At 37.4% G+C, this 19301-nt stretch carries 16 protein-coding genes; 4 read left to right on the forward strand and 12 right to left on the reverse strand.

Annotated features, from left to right (window positions below; translation table 11 throughout):
• Positions 1-165 precede the first annotated feature (165 nt).
• The 9 genes from FD46_RS01535 to mscL form a co-directional block, all read right to left on the reverse strand.
• Complete coding sequence (locus FD46_RS01535) at positions 166-630, reverse strand: hypothetical protein (protein WP_057895427.1); 465 nt, start codon at positions 628-630, stop codon at positions 166-168.
• A gap of 38 nt (positions 631-668) precedes the next feature.
• On the reverse strand, positions 669-2090 hold the full coding sequence (locus FD46_RS01540; protein ID WP_057895428.1) for a C69 family dipeptidase: 1422 nt from the start codon (positions 2088-2090) through the stop codon (positions 669-671).
• Positions 2091-2157: 67 nt separating this feature from the next.
• Positions 2158-2790: an NAD-dependent epimerase/dehydratase family protein gene (locus FD46_RS01545; RefSeq protein WP_057895429.1), complete on the reverse strand. Its 633-nt coding sequence runs from the start codon at positions 2788-2790 to the stop codon at positions 2158-2160.
• Between the two features lie 251 nt (positions 2791-3041).
• On the reverse strand, positions 3042-4778 hold the full coding sequence (locus tag FD46_RS01550; RefSeq protein ID WP_057895430.1) for a pyruvate oxidase: 1737 nt from the start codon (positions 4776-4778) through the stop codon (positions 3042-3044).
• Between the two features lie 182 nt (positions 4779-4960).
• Complete coding sequence (locus FD46_RS01555; protein ID WP_057895431.1) at positions 4961-5602, reverse strand: L,D-transpeptidase; 642 nt, start codon at positions 5600-5602, stop codon at positions 4961-4963.
• 12 nt (positions 5603-5614) lie between these two features.
• Positions 5615-7162, reverse strand: coding sequence for an ABC-F family ATP-binding cassette domain-containing protein (locus FD46_RS01560; RefSeq protein ID WP_057895432.1), 1548 nt, complete (start codon positions 7160-7162; stop codon positions 5615-5617).
• A 135-nt stretch (positions 7163-7297) separates the two neighbouring features.
• On the reverse strand, positions 7298-7438 hold the full coding sequence (locus tag FD46_RS10445; RefSeq protein WP_169790349.1) for a hypothetical protein: 141 nt from the start codon (positions 7436-7438) through the stop codon (positions 7298-7300).
• A 77-nt stretch (positions 7439-7515) separates the two neighbouring features.
• Complete coding sequence (locus FD46_RS01565) at positions 7516-8418, reverse strand: helix-turn-helix domain-containing protein (RefSeq protein ID WP_057895433.1); 903 nt, start codon at positions 8416-8418, stop codon at positions 7516-7518.
• Positions 8419-8890: 472 nt separating this feature from the next.
• Entirely contained in the window at positions 8891-9253 is a 363-nt protein-coding gene (mscL, locus tag FD46_RS01570) for a large-conductance mechanosensitive channel protein MscL (RefSeq protein ID WP_057895434.1), read from the reverse strand.
• Between the two features lie 179 nt (positions 9254-9432).
• Between mscL and FD46_RS01575 the strand changes: the two genes are divergently transcribed.
• The gene (locus FD46_RS01575; protein WP_057895435.1) at positions 9433-12078 is read left to right on the forward strand and encodes a cation-translocating P-type ATPase; all 2646 of its coding nucleotides are present in this window, start codon (positions 9433-9435) and stop codon (positions 12076-12078) included.
• A 260-nt stretch (positions 12079-12338) separates the two neighbouring features.
• Here FD46_RS01575 and FD46_RS01580 read toward each other — a convergent pair whose 3' ends face one another.
• Positions 12339-13259, reverse strand: coding sequence for an aldo/keto reductase (locus tag FD46_RS01580; protein ID WP_057895436.1), 921 nt, complete (start codon positions 13257-13259; stop codon positions 12339-12341).
• 134 nt (positions 13260-13393) lie between these two features.
• Positions 13394-14275 carry a diacylglycerol/lipid kinase family protein gene (locus FD46_RS01585; RefSeq protein ID WP_057895437.1) on the reverse strand — a complete coding sequence of 294 codons (882 nt, stop codon included), beginning with the start codon at positions 14273-14275 and terminating at the stop codon, positions 13394-13396.
• Between the two features lie 201 nt (positions 14276-14476).
• Here FD46_RS01585 and FD46_RS01590 point away from each other — a divergent pair, with 201 nt between their 5' ends.
• The 3 genes from FD46_RS01590 to FD46_RS01600 all read left to right on the forward strand — a co-directional run bounded on the left by FD46_RS01590 (position 14477) and on the right by FD46_RS01600 (position 18629).
• Positions 14477-16045: an Nramp family divalent metal transporter gene (locus FD46_RS01590; protein WP_057895438.1), complete on the forward strand. Its 1569-nt coding sequence runs from the start codon at positions 14477-14479 to the stop codon at positions 16043-16045.
• Positions 16046-16075: 30 nt separating this feature from the next.
• Entirely contained in the window at positions 16076-16507 is a 432-nt protein-coding gene (locus FD46_RS01595) for a universal stress protein (RefSeq protein WP_057895439.1), read from the forward strand.
• 136 nt (positions 16508-16643) lie between these two features.
• Entirely contained in the window at positions 16644-18629 is a 1986-nt protein-coding gene (locus FD46_RS01600) for an ABC transporter ATP-binding protein/permease (RefSeq protein WP_057895440.1), read from the forward strand.
• A 375-nt stretch (positions 18630-19004) separates the two neighbouring features.
• On the opposite strand, the gene FD46_RS01605 is transcribed toward FD46_RS01600, so the two are convergent.
• Complete coding sequence (locus FD46_RS01605; RefSeq protein ID WP_057895441.1) at positions 19005-19250, reverse strand: GlsB/YeaQ/YmgE family stress response membrane protein; 246 nt, start codon at positions 19248-19250, stop codon at positions 19005-19007.
• Positions 19251-19301 lie beyond the last annotated feature (51 nt).

The raw sequence follows: 19301 nt of genomic DNA on the forward strand, positions 1-19301 counted from the left end.
AAGAATGCAGCTCCGCTGTTTTTTTTAAAGATTATAAATTAAAAAAGATGCCAAAAGTTAAATACCTTGCAAAACTAGGTTATTAAATAACAAGTCTTGAAAGCACTTCACTTCTGGCACGTTTTTTAAACAAATAAAATATTTACATTGTTATAATTAGCTCTATTATTTAGCGGCATTTTCTTCAATTACCGCTAATTTATCCAAAACATTATTAGTCAGTTTTTGTTCAATGACAACACTTTCTTTATTAAAAGCAGCTACCGTCCCAAATGAATCTATCCGTAATCCAGATTTATTTAATTTATCAGCTGCAACTACCAGGTTAACAACCTCTTGTGTTTCATCATTCAATTCGAAAAAGTTATCGACTTGTTTCGTATTAGCAAAAGGCAAATTGATTATTCCAGTTTCGAGAACTAATAAAATCTGGTTAGTACCCATTAAAATCGGCTGTTTTACTTGAACAAGTTCTTCTTTTTCTATATTTTTCTTAAATTCTGTAAAAAAAGCACTAAGTGACTGCGATACAAACTGAGCTGCACTTTTACAATTTATCACGGGCAGCTCTTTCTTGTAAAAACCATCATTTTCAACTTTCTCAATAAATTCTCCGACCTTGATCTTCATCCTTGATTCACATCCAAACTTTCGGGTTCCGCTTTCTATTAAAGATTCTTATCCATATTAAAAGTTAGCTTTGAGAATGTCAAACCTTTCATAACCAATTGACCAATCAAAGCCATTGTTTTTTCACGCATTTGTGCAACTAATTCGTAATTCTTCTGTGTCAAGTAAGCAGTTGCTTTAATGTCAGTAAGTTCAGCTACCTTTTCATCCGCGGCAGCAATCATTGTTCGTTGAAGTTCACGACAGTCCTTCAAGTAGTCTAAATCTGCTTGAATGAATTTTGCATAGTGAGATTCAACCAGCATAGAGAGTGTTCGATACATCCAATAGGCGCTCTTAATATCAAATTCAAGTGGGGTTTTGCTCCAGCTTGGGTCAGTATCATCGGCATTAGTATAGAAGGGCACATAAGGACTAAAGGATGGGATCCCAAAACAAATCCACATCAAAGCAGAATTCTTTTCAGGAACATCATTACGCAGTTGGAGAACATGTGAATTTTGAGTACGATTAAGAGAAATCGGCCGAAATTTAAGACGGTCTTCCTCACTGCCATGCCCCAAAGGATCATATTGAGTTTCGTTATAATGTGAGCCTAAAATATATTCCAGATCTTCCACTGCCAATAATCGTTCAGCATAACAGATAAAAGGTAACTCACTGGACATTGGATCTTGCTGTGTCTTAGGATTTAAATAGCGCTGGCCGAACCAAACACGCGGTGTATTATAATGCCGATCTTTTTCTGTATCTGTTCCAAAGATATGTCTGAAATTCCAACCAGACTTATCTGGATTGAGATGATGCTCTTCAACAAACTTCTGAATGCCCTTTGACCACAAATAGTTTTCTGGATCATCAAAATCGATCTGCTGCTGTGCCACCTGATTTGCTGCAATTGCGTACGCATTATCAGGGATACGTGTTGCTGCCCAATGATGTCCAGTAACAATCTCCATATACCAGACTTCGTCTTTATCAGCAAACAAAACACCGTTTCCTTCTGGAGATCCATACTTTTCAATCAAGCTTCCCAAATATGTGACGCCTTGACGAGCCGAATCAATATATGGCGCTACCATCGTCTGCAAGCTGTCTTCTGCTAAACCGTTTGGTACAAGCGGATCGTAGGCAAGTGCTTTTTCGTTACCGTATACGCTTTCGGTCGCGGACATTGCTACATTCTTCTCATTAATAGAACTCTCATCAAAAACCCCATTATGTTTTATATCAGCATTAGGAGTAACAGTTAGACGATAACTACTTGAAGGCAAAGGAGCTTTAAACCCATTTTGATTAGAAACGAGCTTTCTGCCTTCTTTTTTACTTGCGGGTTTCATCAAAAAGCGCTGCGGTGTAAGCGGCAAGAAGGTGTCATCATTACGTGCAATCATTGTTGAGCCGTCAATAGTGGCTTCTCTCCCCACCAAAATGGTCGTACATGCTTTTTCCATTACCATTTATTCCTCCTCAAAAATTAACACTCTTAATTATAAAGTCCTTACAGTCTTATGCAACTGTCATTTTTTAGTTTCTTACACACAACCAGCTTTTTTTGGACAGCAAAACTTTCTTAACCTCTTGAGAAAATTCCCAGCGTTTGAGTGGACGCAGTGATTTGACAAGGTGCGGGGCTAGTCGATTAGTTATTTTTCTTCTCAAAAAATTGCCCATTAAATTGACCATCGGACGTTCAGGTGCATAAATTAAACCTGGATAAACAAAAAACACCCGTTGAACCAACCGTTCTTTCAACTGTTTTTCAAGTTCTCTTTTAGCATGAATATAGTCGGCCAATGGACGTGGAGCTGCATTAGCAGATACAAATAACACTTTGGGTCTAAGCGCTTCAAACTGCAGAAAATGAATTACCTTCTGCAAAGGAACGATTGTTTTTTGATAGTACACAGTATAATCAGGTGCAAAAAGCACCCCTATCAGGTCAACAACCCAATCTGCTTCAGAAAGCGGTTTTTGCCAAGCAGCTTCATTAACACTGAGATCGGCTTGAATCCACTTAACTTGAGGCCAGCGTCTCCAAAGTACGGCATTACCGCCTGAACGAGAAATGCTGGTAATTTCAAAATTTTTATCTTGAAGCATCTCAGCTATTAATCCTTGTCCGACAAAACCTGAACCTCCCAACAATATAATCTTCATTTACAGCACCCTTTCATTTCTTAATCCACACTATATCACACCACCATCTTGAAACAAAAAAGGCCGTCGTTGGGCATTTAAACCCAAAATAAGAAAAGTTATAAAACAATTTCTGAAATACTTTCATCATTTTTAGCAAAAAAGGATGATGACAAAATTCATAGTTTGTCATCGTCCTTTTTCACGACCTTTACGTACTCTTTTCCTAAAATAATCGTTTAATTTAACAACATATTTAAAAAAAGCAGCACTTAAAAGAATTGTCTTAAAATATCCTTAAGAGGAGGTAATTCAGGTATCTTCCAATAATTTTCCAGGTATTCTTGGCCAAACTTCATATAACCCTTAGCTTCATCCATAACTATCTTGCCTGGTAACGGTGCATCATCTTTAACATAGGCATTAATCAAAATCGGGCGATCCTTGATCGTATATGCTTTATCAAGAGCTGCTTTAAATTCATCATTGGACTTTACAGTAATACCAACACCTCCGCAAGCTTTTGCAAACTGAGCATAGTCCATATCAGCAAGGTCAATTTGATAATTCAATTGTCCAGCAGACTGTTGTTCATATTCAATAAACGCCAGTTTTTGATTGTTGATAACCACACAGATGATAGGCAGCTTGTACTTGACTGCAGTTACAAAGTCCTGCATGACCATTGCAAAGGCGCCATCACCATTAAGTGTGAGTACTCGACGCTCTGGATACGCCAGTTGTGCAGCAATCGCACCTGGAAGCCCGCAGCCCATCGTGCCCAGCCATGACGAAATTCCAAACTTTTGGCTTTCTTTAACATGTAAAAACCTTGCAGCCCATGAGGTTGAAGTTCCGACATCAATTGAATATACCATATCATCCGGCGCAGTTTCATCAATATAAGCCGCAAGACTTTCAGGAGAAGCAGGACTTGTGTTTAACTTGCGCTTTGAGTCCATCCACTTATTCCAGTTAGACATACTCTTTTGGCATGCTTTCAAGAAATTTTCATTTTGATGAAGGACACCTTGAGTATTCAGTGCTTTAACTACTTTTGCCGTATCACCTTGAATAGCAACATCTACGCCATATCTTTTTCCTAAGTTTTCGGCCTTCAGATCAACCTGAACACACTTAGCCTGCCCCTTTGCAGGAAGATATGGAAGGTACGGATAGTTAGTTCCAAAAAGAAAAAGCAGATCTGTACTATGCATCGCTTCATAAGCAGGCTTTGTCCCCAACTTGCCGACCTGACCCAAAGAATTTGGATGGTCATCTGCAATTATTCCTTTTGCAGGAAGAGTTTCAACAAATGGCAAATTATTTTTTTCAATAAATTGTTTGATTTCTTTTCCAGCGTTTCTAGCTCCAACACCTAATAAAACAAGCGGCTTCTTAGCTTCTTTCAGCAACTGGCCAGCCTGTGTAAGCTGAGCCTCGTTTACTTCCGGCGTTGCCAGTGAGAAAGCCCGTGCTGAAGATTTATATTCACCCTGCATCTTCTGGTCGGGGATGTCATCTGGGATTGTTAGAACTGCTACTCCCTTATTTTCATAGGCACTCCTGATCGCTTGATCTACAACTTCCGGCAGGTTATCTACAGAAGTAATATTTCTATTGAAAACAGCAACGTCATCAAACAACTTAGCCGTATTTACTTCTTGAAAATAGCCTTCATTCAGTGAAGAAGAAGTTACCTGACCCAATAATGCCAATACTGGAACGTGATCCATTTTAGCATCATACAAACCGTTTAATAAATGAATTGCACCTGGACCGCCGATCGATAAACAAACTCCCAATTTACCTGTATACTTAGCTTCTGCTGCAGCTGCTAATGCAGCTACTTCTTCATGTCGAACCTGAGTAAACTTTATTTTTTCCTGCTGTCTGCGCAAAGCATCAACTGTCGTATCAATAGAATCACCTGGCAGACCGTACACATTTTGGACTCCCCAGTCAGCTAAAACGTCAACCAGCAAGTCCGATCCCTTTGTATTTGCCATAAAAAAACACTCCCTAAACCATATAATAATAGCTCATTAATGCGGGCTCACTTTCAATCTTACTGCAAAAATATTTTGCACAACAGGTTTTTGCATTAAAATTTTCAACTAACCTGAAAAACCTGCTTTCAAAAAATAAAAAAAGATCTCTGCCGCATATCATTTTGGCAAAGACCTTTTTGTTATTTTTTAATTACAAGTTTGGTACCGGCAGCTACGTTTTTATAAAACCATTTAGCATCTTTTACAGATAACCTGATACTGCTATTGGTATTCATTTTCTTCCCTAATTTTTGGGCCTGGTCGAGCTTATATTTTCCCTTTTCATCAGTTGGAACAGTATGAATCATGCTCTTGCTGTCACCTCTCCACGATACCCAGTATTTAGCACCCTCATCAAAAACCGGTGAATAGAAAAAGGTCCCTCTTTTTTCTTGAATATGGAAAGTCCCTTTTGGAAACTTCTTCTTGCTGTTGTTTGGAAAACCCGCTTCATTGGTGCCCGCAGAAACATACATCTTGTAAATTGTTTTTTTACCGGACATTATGTACATTTTTTGTTTAGAAAGCGATACTTTAACCCACAGGTTTGGAATCAGCTTTGCATTCGGATAAGATTTTTTTTCTGAAGATTTACGCCAATTAATGGGACGCCGCATATCAGGATCAATATTCCTTTTCTTTAAAGCTGCTTCTTTTTTAGCCAGCTTAGCAATCTTTACTTCATTTTTCTTTTCGGTCTGGTGCATATAAACTACACTCCAAACAGCAATGACCACAAGTATCACTGCAATGGCCCATGAAATTACTTTTTTCTTATTCATCTGTCCCATCCTTTAGTCCTTATTAAGCCTGACACTCTCAACATCAAAAATCCGATCTATCCATCCACGATAAAACTGTTCTTCATGCGAAACTAGCAAAATATTTCCAGGAAAAGCGATTAATGCATCCCGCAAAGCATTTTTTGTCTGCTCATCTAAATGGTTAGTTGGTTCGTCCATTATTAAGAAATTGCTTTGTTTAAGTTCAAGGATACATAATTTTACTTTTGTTTGCTCTCCGCCGCTCAAAAGATGAATCGGCTTTAAAATATTAGCCGGACTTAACCCTGCGCGTGCAAGACGCTGCCGCACAGTTTTTGCTTCCAACCGGGGATAGGTATCTTGAACTATACTCAATGGTGTCTGATTTGGATTACTCCATTCAAGGTCTTGTGTAAAATAATTAATTTCTGCTGCATCTACAAATTTAGCGCTGCCGCCAAAAGTTGGAATCAAACCTAAAATCGACTTAATCAAAGTGGACTTTCCCACTCCGTTAAAGCCTTTAAGAACTACTTTTTCTCCGTGGCTGAGTGAGAAAGTAACAGGTTCCAGTAATGGCACCTTGTACCCAACAGAAAGCTCTTCTACTACAAGAGTAGCCGAAGAAAGAAGCTCACTGTAAGGAAATTTAAAGTGTGCCTGCATTGAATCGCTTGGAGGATCAATTCGTTCCAGCTTATCAAGCCTTTTTTGGCGTGACTTAGCCATTGTAGAACGTGTTCCGGCTTTATTTCTTCTAATGTAAGCCTCATCTTTTTCAATTTGGCGTTGTTGTTTTTCATAAGCTTTTAACTGAACTTCTTTTTTCTGTTCCTTCTGCTTGACTGCTGCGCTAAAACTCCCGGTATATTTAGTAATTTTCCCGAATGCAACGTCAATAATTGTGTTCGTAATCTGCTCTAAAAATTTATAGTCATGCGAAATAACCATGAAACAGCCAGAAAAACCGTTAAGATAACCAATCAGCCATTCAATGTGCTCAGTATCAAGATAATTAGTCGGTTCGTCCAGTAAAAGGACATCGGGTTCTTCAAGCAAAAGTTTTGCTAGAATAATTTTAGAACGCTGTCCTCCACTGCACTGGTCAACTTCCTTGTCTTTGCCGATCGCATCAATTCCTAGGCCTGTCATTACCTGTGCGATCCGTGTTTCTATCTCGTAAAAGCGTCCGGCTTCAAGCTGTTCTTGGTATTGGCCAGCTTTTTCCAATAATTCTTCATCCAAAGTAGCAGCATATTCCTCATAACATTTAGTTTGAGCTGCACTGATCTGATACAATTTCGTAAAAGCTGACTTTAAAAAATCAAAGATTGTCAGATTATGCGCAGTTTGTGCGTATTGATCCAAATAACCAATCTTAACTCCTCTTTGCCACTTAATTTTACCTTCATCAGGCAATTCTTGGCCAGTAATTATCTTAATAAGCGTACTTTTTCCTGCACCGTTTTGCCCTATAACTCCCATATGATCTTCCTTATTCAGCCTAAATTCGGCGTTTTGGTACAATTGCTTTTCTGCAAATGAATGCGAAAGACCTTCAACTTCTAAAATACTCATTATTCTCCATCCTCTTACCGGGTGATTATATCATATTTTTTTCCGCAGCCAATAATTTCTTCTATCAAAAAAGCCACCACAAAACGTCACTGACGCCCCATGCTGGCCAATCATTTTTAAGAAAAAATAAGCCGTTTATTTTGCTGATTTTTCTAACTCTGCACGACTTTTCAAAAAGTCTAAAACATTTTGATGTTGTGCACGACGCTTTTTGATATTTTTTTGGTTTACGGGACGACGGTCATTAGCTACCCCTACATGTGTATTTTGTGACATTTGAGAAATTCCTCCTTTCGTATATTGTGCATCACTTCATATTAAACTTTATTTTCTTTTTTTTCAAGTTGGTTTTTTTAAGCTTTACGCCTGCGCCGCGGCCTCGACTTTTGAAGCTTAATGCTTAACATTTCCTGTAAAATAGCAACATGGTGCCTATAAAGGCTCTCCATTCCTAATTTTTGATACAATGCAAAAATGTCTGAAATAATTTTAAGACCTTGTTCATAATCACCATCATTAATAATTTTAAGGCCTTCAAAAAACATTTTATTACTTAATGCAGTTATGTTACTAGAACCAACTTTAATTTTATTAAGTAAATTATAATAGTATGCTACATGTTCTTTTTTATCGGCTTTCATAAAAAGGAGGATGGCACTGCAAAGTGTTTTTACCTTCAGATTCTCTAGCGTTCTGTCATGACTTTCATCATCTTCATTCCAGTCATGATTCTGTAAAAGCTTTTCTATTGAAGAACTGTCAAACATAAGGATAGAATCAATAAACAATGAATACTCAAAGTATCCCCATTGACGTGCTCTAGCTAAATAGTGCACAACTTCTCTTCGTTCATTCAAAACACTTTCATTCGTCTTACCAAGCTTTTTCTTCATTGCAGATGCTATCACAGCTAAATAATGAAAGCGTAAAAGCTGAGTAGTTTGATATTCTCTTTCAATCTTTTTTTCAGTTGCCTTTACTTCTGTTAAGTTTTCCTGTGTAAATGCCAATTTCAAATCATGACGATAACTGCCATAGTGATCCCCTCTTTTGAGTATGCTACCGAAAAGCTTCATGAATTCATCTGCGCCTACATTCAATCTGTCCAAAATACTTAAGAAAGTGTCTGCCGTTGTCTCTACCAATCCACTCTCATACTTATAGTACATTGAACGTGAAAGTAAATTATCATAAATTGTTTTTGCCTTAATCCCCTTTGCAGTACGTATATCCTTGACCAATTCCCCTGTCTTCATCTTCTCGCCCCTTTTTAGTAATTGGTGCACATGTGTTTAATATATATAATGTGTATAAAAATGGTGCTTTATTATGTAAACGAATCCTCAAAAAATTGTCGCGTTTTATTTGCTTTTTCTTAAGCCAGCCCCCATAACAGTATTGATAAAAACACGAAATAAACAATATACTAGGTAATAAGTTTTAAAATAGAGATACACATACCATAAATCAAGAAAATTTTGGAAACTTATAAATACTTTCTAGTACCCAACGTACGGAAATTATGATACCAGATTATTCTCTAAAAGTAACCACTATTTCTGCTTTTTCCTTATGAATTCCCTTTATTTTTCTAATAATGTTCTAAATTTTTATATCGGCTAATCTTTTTTGAAATTTAAATTTAATTTTCGGCAAAAATGCAAAAAAAATTATAAAAAAAAACACTACACAGCTTAAAAACTGCTTAGTATCTTTAGTTTTGCTCCATTAATCCCGCTTTTTCAAAAGATCACGAATTTCTTCTAGTAACTGAACCTCAGGGGTAATCGGAACTTCCTTTTGTTTATGTGTTACCTTATTTACAAGTTTTACCAGCAGGAAGATTACAAAAGCAATAATCAAAAAATTAATAATTGCATTAATAAAACTGCCAAATTTAAAAGTTGCATCTCCAATCTTCAAAACCCAATCTGAAAAATCCATTCCTCCGACAAATAAACCTATCAAAGGATTAATCAGGTAACTGACCAAAGCTTTAACGATCGAAGTAAATGCTCCTCCGATAATTACCCCAACAGCAAGATCCATAACACTTCCACGTGAAATAAACTCCTTAAATTCTCGAATCAACTCAAACACCCCTATGTAATTAAATTAGTTTAAATGTAACAATAATTAATAAAATTTTCAACTAAATGTAACTGTTAAAAGTAAAGCGGCAAAATATGTTCCTTTAGTGAGTATTAAACTTCCTAAAAAGATTACCGTATGCTAAACTAAATTTAGTATAAAGAAAGGATTATCACACAATGAAACAAACATATCACCAGCTTCCCTTTAAAAAAGTACTGGAGCAGCTTCACACTAGCAGTACCGGGCTGAAATCAGCTGAAATTGATAAACGTTTGGACCAATACGGCCCCAACGTCTTAAGCGAGCAAAAGGGCAGTACATTGCTGCAAAAATTTTTCAGTCAATTTAAAGACCTGATGATTATCATTTTAATAATTGCAGCTGTTATTGCTTTTTTTGCTGGTGATGCCTCTGACGCTATCATAATCTTTTTAGTAGTAATACTAAATGCAGCTTTTGGTGTTTTTCAAGAAGCAAAGGCCGAAAATGCAATTAATGCTCTCAAAGAAATGACCACTCCCTCTTCGCATGTGCGCAGAGATGGTCAGGTTCAGACAATAAAAAGTTCTGAACTCGTTCCGGGCGACATCGTCTTACTTGAAGCAGGCGATATCATTCCTGCCGATTTGCGTTTAATAAAAACAGCTTCTTTAAAAATCGAAGAAGCAGCTTTGACAGGAGAATCCGTTCCAGTTGATAAAAACGAAGAATCTCTTGAAGAATCAGATCTTTCATTAGGCGATCGTAAAAATCTGGCATACATGAATACGAATGTAACCTACGGCACAGGAGAAGGTGTCATAACTGCTACTGGGATGGATACTGAAGTAGGGCATATTGCTGCAATGCTTAATAGCGTTCATAAGTCAATTACTCCTTTGCAAAAGAATATTATCCATCTCAGCAAGATTCTCAGTGTACTTGTCTTAATTATTGCTGTTCTGGTTTTTGTTATCGGTATTTTAGCTGATCGCGCATCTGTACTTGAAATGCTGTTGACTTCCATCTCATTGGCTGTTGCAGCTATTCCTGAAGGCTTACCCGCAATCGTAACGATCACTCTTGCGCTTGGAACACAGACAATGGCTAAACGCAATGCACTAATTCGAAAATTGCCCGCAGTTGAAACTTTAGGAACAACTGAGATAATTGCTTCTGATAAAACAGGGACTCTTACCCAAAATAAAATGACAGTTGAGAAAATATATGTTCCAGACAAACTTCAGGAAGCTGAAAATGCTGATTTCGGGCCTAATGATCATCTGACTCAAATTATGGTCCTTGCAAATGACAGTCAGAAAACTGCCGAGGGGCTAGTAGGCGATCCCACAGAAACGGCTCTTGTTCAATACTATTTAAATAAAAAAACAGCTGTCGAAGAGTTGCACAACAGCTTTTCCCGGATCACTGCATTACCTTTTGACTCAACAAGGAAGTTAATGTCTGCTGTAGTTGAACACAACCAAAAGAAATATGTAATGACAAAAGGTGCTATTGATGAACTTTTAAAAAGAACCACCAAAATTGAAGATCACGGTAATATCAGGAAGATCACAGAAAAAGACCGCACAAAAATTTTGGAAGTTAACCATGAGCTTGCTCTTCAAGCTTTGCGTGTATTAGGTTTTGCATATTCGCCATTAAAGACCATTTCAAGTTCTCCTAGTTCTGAAAATCTCGAAAAAGAACTGATTTTTGTAGGAATGATCGGAATGATTGATCCTGAACGTCCCGAAGCCCACGCAGCTGTGGCAGAAGCACGCGCAGCAGGTATTAGGCCCCTCATGATTACAGGAGACCATAAAGATACGGCTACTGCAATTGCTAAGCGTTTAGGGATTCTTAAAAAGGACACAAAGGATGCGGTCATTACTGGCAGTGAACTTGATAATCTTTCTACAAAAGACCTTAACAAAACTATTACACAGTACTCAGTATTTGCTCGTGTAGCTCCCGAGCATAAAGTAAGAATAGTTAAAGCTTGGCAGAATAGAGGAAAAATCGTGGCAATGACAGGTGACGGAGTAAATGACGCACCTGCTCTTAAAACAGCTGACATCGGTGTCGGCATGGGTATTACTGGTACAGAAGTTTCAAAAAACGCCAGTGATATTGTTTTGGCTGATGATAATTTTGCAACTATTATTGTAGCAGTTAAAGAAGGCCGCAAAGTTTTCGCAAATATTCAAAAAGCAATTCAATACCTTCTATCTGCTAACCTGGGGGAAGTTCTCACCCTCTTCTTTATGACAATGTTAGGATGGGATATCTTTGCTCCTGCTCAAATCTTATGGATCAACCTTGTTACTGATACTTTCCCAGCAATTGCGTTAGGAATTGAACATGCTGAAGCAACCATCATGCAAAGAAAACCGCGTGGTAACCGCTCCAACTTTTTCAGCGATGGGGTAATGTCCAGCATTCTTTATCAAGGAATACTAGAAGGGGGATTAACTTTAGGTGTTTACTGGTTTGCCTTACAATATCCCTTCCATCATTCCTATGCCTTGATCCACGCGGACGCTTTAACAATGGCCTTCGCTACTCTGGGCTTAATTCAGCTGTTCCATGCTTTCAACTCTAAGTCACTTCATGGTTCAATTTTTAGAAAAGGCTTGTTCAACAACAAAATGTTTAACTGGTCTATCTTGATCTCTGGAATCTTGCTGTTTGCTACTATTCTTTTACCTGCTTTCAATGATACGTTTAAAGTTACTCCGCTTGCACCACAGCAATGGCTGGCTGTTTTCATCGGTGGAGTGCTTATGCTGATTATCGTAGAAATTGTCAAATTTATACAACGTAAACTTCTTTATAAGTAAAGCTTCGTCTATATCAAAAAGAAAGGGCCTAAATAGTCGTTAGGCTTTGAACATTAAACACGTTAATTCACATATTTCAGGTTAAAATAGGAGACTGGACCAAAAGTCATATTTTGGTCCAGCCCCTCTTTTTGTTTTCTTGCAATTTTTTCTTAAAACTTAAAAAATAATCTTTGAATACTAATAGTTAAGCACTCAAAGATTATCGTTTCCCATTACATAACCCTTTAACTAAGTTGAAGCTTTCGTATTAAGAGAGATCAAAAATCAGCAAAAAGTTTGTCAATTTGTTCAAACTCACCTTGTGTTAGTTCAACATTAAGTGCTCCAACATTACTTTTTACCTGTTCCGGCTTACGTGCACCTGGAATAACCACGCTAATAGCTGGATTTTGCAAGTACCAGCTCAAAAAGATCTGGGCAACAGTGGCACCATGTTTTTTTGCCAATTCACGTACTTGCGAAAGAGCAGTAATAATATCCGTAAATTCTGCTTTTGTAAACTGCTTAAATTTATCGCTATCTTCCGTACTATACTTACCTGTTAGTAACCCAGATGCAAGCGGAAAATAAGGTACAAATGAAATCTGCTCTTTTTGCAAATAAGGAAAAAGCTCCCTTTCTGCCTTTCGAGAAACCAGATTGTAGCTATCTTCAACTATATCAACTTGGCCATCCTGATTCGCTTCTTTAATCTGTTCAAGTGAAAAATTAGAAACACCAATTGCTCTAATCTTCCCTTCTTTTTTTAATTCAGCTAATGCTGCAACAGCCTCATTTTTTGGTGTTTTTTCATCCGGAAAATGAATGAAAAAAATATCGAGATAATCAGTCTGCAGCCTTTTAAGTGCGTTCTCAACAGCCGCTTTTAAAAACGCCGGATCGTTGTTAATCTTATAATCGTTTTGCGGATCTTGTGCAGCTTTGGTAGCAATAATTACTTTAGAGCGATCATATTGCCGTAAAACTTCTCCAATTATTTCTTCTGAACGTCCGAGTCCATACATAAATGCGGTATCCAATAACGAAACTCCGCTATCTAAGGCAGTCTTCACCACAGAATAGCCGTCTTCATCCTTAAGGTTTTTAAACAGATTATGTCCACCAACCTTATTAGTTCCCAAGCCAATTTTAGGTGAGACTACCACATCAGAATTACCTATTTTAATCTCGTGAGTCATCAGCATTCCTCCAATTTATTTTGAACTAACTTTAATTATAAGACAAGCAGACCAAAAGTTACTGTAATTTTGCTTAGTGTTTTCAGTAAAACCTAGAGATATAAAAATAATAAAAAGTTGTTAACATCTTTGTTTTATTTTACGTAAATTTTCATAAAATGATGCAACCAGCTGATCTTTGCCGGTAGCATTGGGCCTTCGTCACCATCAATTCTGACAACCATTGTTTGACCATCTTCTGGCCTGATAATCACTTTTTTTATGTCAAAAGAAGTCAGTGTTGTTGAACGACGGAGGTTTCCGGTCAGTGCAAAAAAACCATAGTTTAATAACTTGCTGATTTTCATATTATTAAGCATCGTAATGTGCAATCCATTGTAGGTTTTTTCCAAGTACTGACGTCCCCCAATATAATTAGAGGTTGTTATTAAACAAACCCATACTTTGGCATATAGCGAAAAAGAATCGTTAAAAAACAGTGCTTTATATGAGCGGCTTTTACTAAGATTTTTCACAGCGCTTAAACCATAAATTCCAAGCCCAAATTTTTGTTTTTGTTTTTGCTTAACATCATTTGAAATATCTGCAAGACTTCCAAAAACAAGTGAACTGATAATTGCAGTTTCATTGCAAACTCCGATATCAACCAAACGCTGTTTCCCGCTCAAAACAACTTCAATTGCTTTTTTTGCCTCTAATGGAATTTTCCACTTCTTTGCAAAATTATTAACCGTTCCAGCCGGAATCAAGCCCACAGGCACTTGGACTCTTGCATGAATCAGTGCAGTTGCAACAACATTCAAAGTTCCATCGCCGCCGATACAGATAATTCTTGCGATCTGTTTTTTTGCTAAAGTTTCCCGCAGCTTTTTTACAGCTTCAGCTTTAGTAGTGCTATCAAACTGATATGGGGTTTCACCTCTTTGTACTAACCTAGTTTTCACTTCGACTGCAATTTTTTGTGCTGCTCCATCCCCTGCACGCGGATTAAAAAAAAGTACTGTTAATTTTTTCATTTCGACAACTCCAACTTTCTGCTTTTCACCCTTAACTTTAACATATTCCCAAATATTTCATCTGCACAACTACCTTTGAATGCTAATAATTATTAAGCTGTTTTCTTAATTTCTGAGGTGCGCCTAAAAATTGTTTTCAATGTGTAAAATTGGGTGTACAATGTGAATAGCTCAGAGATTCTTGAAAGGTGGTTAACAAAATTGAGCAAAGAAAAAAACAAGCAAAATCGGCATAAACTAATTGAATATGCCAATGGACCGTCCCTTGAGGAAATCAATAGTACAGTTGCCGTGCCGCGCGGAAAGGGATTCTGGAAAACGCTTTTTGCTTATTCTGGACCTGGAGCTTTAGTAGCTGTTGGTTATATGGATCCAGGAAATTGGTCAACGTCTATTACTGGTGGACAAAACTTCCAATATCTTTTAATGTCCGTTATCTTAATGTCAAGTTTGATCGCGATGCTTTTACAATACATGGCTGCCAAACTTGGTATTGTGAGCCAGATGGACCTTGCCCAGGCAATTCGTGCACGTACTAGCAAGTCTCTTGGAATCGTTTTATGGCTTTTAACTGAATTAGCGATTATGGCCACAGATATTGCAGAAGTTATCGGTGCAGCAATTGCACTTTATCTTCTCTTCCATATTCCATTAGTAATTGCCGTCTTTATAACGGTTTTCGATGTTTTGTTACTGCTCTTATTAACTAAAATCGGTTTTAGAAAGATTGAAGCAATTGTTGTTTGTTTGATCCTTGTAATCCTCTTTATCTTTATCTACCAAGTTGCACTTTCCAATCCTGCATGGGGAGATATGTTTAAAGGTTTTATTCCCACAGGCAAGACTTTCGCAAATTCACCAAGTATCGGTGGACAGACTCCTTTGACAGGTGCTTTAGGTATTATCGGAGCTACCGTTATGCCGCATAACCTTTATTTGCACTCTGCTATTTCACAGACACGTAAAATCGATCATAGCAACGAAGATGATGTTGCGCAGGCTGTTCGCTTTACCGCTTGGGATTCAAACATCCAGTTATCTGCTGCATTTCTTGTTAATTCATTACTATTAATCATGGGAGTTGCTGTTTTCAAAACAGGTGCCGTTAAAGATCCTTCATTCTTTGGCTTGTTTCATGCACTTTCAGATACTTCCATGTTAAGTAATGGGATTTTAATCGAAGTAGCACGTTCAGGAATCCTTTCTACTCTCTTTGCAGTCGCATTACTGGCATCTGGCCAAAATTCAACTATCACAGGTACTTTAACTGGGCAGGTTATCATGGAAGGTTTTGTCCATTTAAGGATGCCATTATGGCTACGCAGGCTGGTCACGCGGTTGATTTCTGTCGTTCCCGTTTTGATCTGCGTTATACTTACTAGTGGAAAAAGTGAGATCGCAGAACATACGGCTCTTAACACATTGATGAATAATTCTCAGGTATTCTTAGCATTTGCTTTGCCATTTTCCATGCTGCCTCTTTTAATGATGACTGATAGCCGTGCAGAAATGGGAGAACGTTTCAAAAATACACTTTGGATAAAAGCTTTAGGGTGGATTTCTGTTCTTGGATTGACTTACTTAAACTTAATCGGTTTACCGGGTCAAGTTGAAGATTTCTTTGGTTCAGAGGCTTCTAAAGCCCAGCTGGTACTTGCAGATAACATTGCTTACTTTTTGATTCTTTGTGTACTTCTCCTATTGATTTGGACTGTTGTTGATTTATATTACGGCAATAAACGTTTCGCTAATTCCAAAAAAACTGAATAACTTGGAGCGTAAATGAATGGAGATGTTTAGATGATAAAAGATGTTAAAAAAATTCTTGTAGGCGTTGATGATTCGGCAGATGCACTTTTAGCTTTTGATTATGCTATTAAACGTGCAAAAGAAGAAAACGCGGAACTCATCATTACTTCTATCTTGGAAAGCAACGAGCTCAGTGTCTTCCAAGCAATGGACAAAGATTATATCCATGGCGAGCGTTCAGAGCTTGAAGAACATATCCTAGATTATCGTGAAAAAGCTCTAGATGCAGGAGTTAACAAGGTGCGGACTGTTATTGCTGAAGGTAACGCTGGTGAGGCAATCGTTAAGGATGTAATCCCAAAGGTAAAGCCGGATATCTTGATCATCGGTTCTGAATCAAAAAAGGGACTCCGACGACACTTCGGCAGTCAAGCAGCTTATATGGCAAAGTATGCACCGATCTCCGTCCTTGTTGTGCGGTAATAAGAGTTAACTAGTATACATCAAAGATTATGCAATTGCGAATATTTTTCGTTGGCAATTGCATAATCTTTTTTCAAAAAAATTTTCAATATGTTAGTATTAATGATACCCATCTAAAAAAGGAGTTATTAACTTTATGAGCCTATTAAAACTCAGCAACGTCCATAAATCTTATTTCCTTGGAAAAGAAGAAAGTAAGGTTTTGAAAGGGATCAATCTCGAATTCAATTCTGGTGAATTTGTCTCAATACTAGGAGAGTCGGGGGGCGGCAAGTCAACTTTAATGAATATTATCGGTGGACTTGATCGTGAATTTTCAGGTGAGCTACTCCTCAATAATGAAAAATTGGACCACAAAAAGGAAAAACAACTCGATAATTATCGACGTGGAACAATTGGTTACATCTATCAATCATACAATTTGATAACTCATTTAACAGTACTCGAAAATGTACTAGTTTCGCTTGACATGACTTCCCTTTCACATTCAGAAAGAATTCAACGTGCGAAAGAGCTGCTTGAACAAGTTGGCTTAAGCGAGCATCTTAAAAAACATCCTAATCAGTTATCTGGTGGGCAAAAGCAACGCGTTGCGATTGCACGTGCACTTGCCAGTGATCCCGAGATAATTTTAGCAGATGAACCAACTGGAGCTTTGGATTCTAAAAACACTCAAGAAGTCTTGACTATTTTGAAAAAAATCGCTAAAGATGGCAAACTTGTAATTGCAGTAACCCATTCGCAAGAAGTTGCAAATCATGGAACAAGAATTATTCATTTAGTTGATGGAAAAATCGATAGTGATGTTCACTTAGGTGAACCATATGCCGAAAATAACAATTCTCAAAAAATTGAGTCCCGCCCTTTGAGGGCCGGTGCAAGCTACCGCTCAGCATTTAAACATCTCCTTTATAATTTTAAGCAAAATTCATTGATTGTAATAGGAACGGCTATTGGAATTTTCGCCGTTTTACTTTTCAGTGGACTTGGCAACGGTATTAATTCTTATATTCAAGATCAGGTCAATTCATTAGCAAATCCACGTTCAATGACTGTAATGAGTAATCCTGGTGGTAAAAAGCTTTCCAATACTCAAGCACAGCAATCTATGCAAGAATTTAATCAAGATCCAACTAAGTTTTTCATTTCAGATAAGCAGCTCTCTAAAATTAATAAGACTAAGGGAACTACTTCTGTTGAACCTGGCTATCAATTGGGAACCTATTCACTTAGCTATAATGGTAACAACAGCAACTCATCAGGTATTCAGAGTTATACCAAAGCCTTTGCAGATAGCATCTTGAAGAATGGTAATTGGCCAAAGGGAAAACAGATTGCTATTTCTAAAGAACAAGCTGTTGCGCTTTTAGGAAATAATAATTATCGTTCTTTGATAGGCAAAAATGTTAGTGTGGTAATTAACTGGTTATCTTCTGAAAATACACCTGTACAAGTAAAAGCTGATCTTAAGGTTTCTGGGATTACTGGTTCAAGTAGTGTTGGTGGTCAAGTTACTTTACTGAATTACAGTGCACTCCGTAGCTTGCTAAAAGATGCCGGCGCACGTACCGAACCTAATTTCATCTCTGTTAACGCTAAAAGCTTAGATAATGTTAACAAAGTTGCTAATAATATTAGAAATCAGAAAATTGACGGTAAAAATGCTTTTGCAGTAATGACTGTCGGCGATATTCTTAATACAGTTAATACCTATGTCAGCCTTGCTTCAACTGTTCTAGCTGCAATTGCAGGAATCTCACTGATAGTTTCAGTGCTTATGATTGTTGTTACGATGTATATGTCTGTAGCAGAAAGAACAAAGGAAATTGGAATTTTGCGTGCACTAGGTGAACGTAAAAAAGATATTAGACGACTCTTTACTGCAGAATCACTGATGATCGGCTTCTTTTCAGCAATTTTCGCATTATTGATTGCCTGGATTGTAAGTGCTATACTCAACCACGCGATTTATGGCTTAATTAAGTTCAATATTGTTCAAATCAATTTAAGCAATGTTGTGTTCGCAATTCTAGTTTCACTCTTTATCTCATTGATTGCTGCACTGTTGCCTGCTAGAAAAGCTTCTCGTTTAAATCCAATTGAGGCTCTTTCAGCTGAATAAATCTGTTTAAACGACCAATAACAAATAACACTATATGTATGCTATTAAAGTTTTAAAAAGAATATGACTAAGAAAGCTTGTGTCATTAACGTTAGGCTTCGAACATTAACTACAAATTATGAGCAGTGTGGTTTAACTATAAGTAATTCGTGGTTAAATGAAAAAAATTGATTCTTCGTACTACAGATTAAAAGATTAAAAAATAAGGGATCAGGTCAAAACCTAGGTTTTGACCTGATCCCTTATTTTTATTTTACAATAGCCATATTAGTTGCAATAACCAATTCTTTAAGCTTAAACATGAATAATCAACCATAATTGTTACTCACTGTTTTTACCAAAAAAATATTTTATTCCGGTTAGTCTTTCACAATTCTATCCTCTTCGAGAAAGCAAGAAAGAAACCAACCATACTAGGATAACTGCCCCTATTATTGAAGGAATAACTGCCATTCCAGCTAATTGCGGTCCCCACGAACCCAAAATAGCTTCACCAACAGCTGAACCGATAAGGCCGGCAACAATGTTGCTGATCCAGCCCATTGACTTTCCTTTACTTGTAATTGCGCCTGCAACTGCACCAATAATTGCACCTACGATCAAAACCCATAACCAATGCATACTCCAATTCCCCCTTAAATATAATTGAGATAACTATCTAACAAAAGGACA

The sequence above is a fragment of the Liquorilactobacillus oeni DSM 19972 genome (assembly GCF_001436275.1).
GTDB lineage: Bacteria > Bacillota > Bacilli > Lactobacillales > Lactobacillaceae > Liquorilactobacillus > Liquorilactobacillus oeni.

Coding starts and splice junctions, on each gene's coding strand:
- FD46_RS01605 (WP_057895441.1), bottom strand. CDS start 19,250: ATGCATTGGTTATGGGTTTTGATCGTAGGTGCAATTATTGGTGCAGTT.
- FD46_RS01555 (WP_057895431.1), bottom strand. CDS start 5,602: ATGAATAAGAAAAAAGTAATTTCATGGGCCATTGCAGTGATACTTGTG.
- FD46_RS01535 (WP_057895427.1), bottom strand. CDS start 630: ATGAAGATCAAGGTCGGAGAATTTATTGAGAAAGTTGAAAATGATGGT.
- FD46_RS01545 (WP_057895429.1), bottom strand. CDS start 2,790: ATGAAGATTATATTGTTGGGAGGTTCAGGTTTTGTCGGACAAGGATTA.
- FD46_RS01585 (WP_057895437.1), bottom strand. CDS start 14,275: ATGAAAAAATTAACAGTACTTTTTTTTAATCCGCGTGCAGGGGATGGA.
- FD46_RS01575 (WP_057895435.1), top strand. CDS start 9,433: ATGAAACAAACATATCACCAGCTTCCCTTTAAAAAAGTACTGGAGCAG.
- FD46_RS01560 (WP_057895432.1), bottom strand. CDS start 7,162: ATGAGTATTTTAGAAGTTGAAGGTCTTTCGCATTCATTTGCAGAAAAG.
- FD46_RS01565 (WP_057895433.1), bottom strand. CDS start 8,418: ATGAAGACAGGGGAATTGGTCAAGGATATACGTACTGCAAAGGGGATT.
- FD46_RS01595 (WP_057895439.1), top strand. CDS start 16,076: ATGATAAAAGATGTTAAAAAAATTCTTGTAGGCGTTGATGATTCGGCA.
- FD46_RS01580 (WP_057895436.1), bottom strand. CDS start 13,259: ATGACTCACGAGATTAAAATAGGTAATTCTGATGTGGTAGTCTCACCT.
- FD46_RS01550 (WP_057895430.1), bottom strand. CDS start 4,778: ATGGCAAATACAAAGGGATCGGACTTGCTGGTTGACGTTTTAGCTGAC.
- FD46_RS10445 (WP_169790349.1), bottom strand. CDS start 7,438: ATGTCACAAAATACACATGTAGGGGTAGCTAATGACCGTCGTCCCGTA.
- FD46_RS01540 (WP_057895428.1), bottom strand. CDS start 2,090: ATGGTAATGGAAAAAGCATGTACGACCATTTTGGTGGGGAGAGAAGCC.
- FD46_RS01600 (WP_057895440.1), top strand. CDS start 16,644: ATGAGCCTATTAAAACTCAGCAACGTCCATAAATCTTATTTCCTTGGA.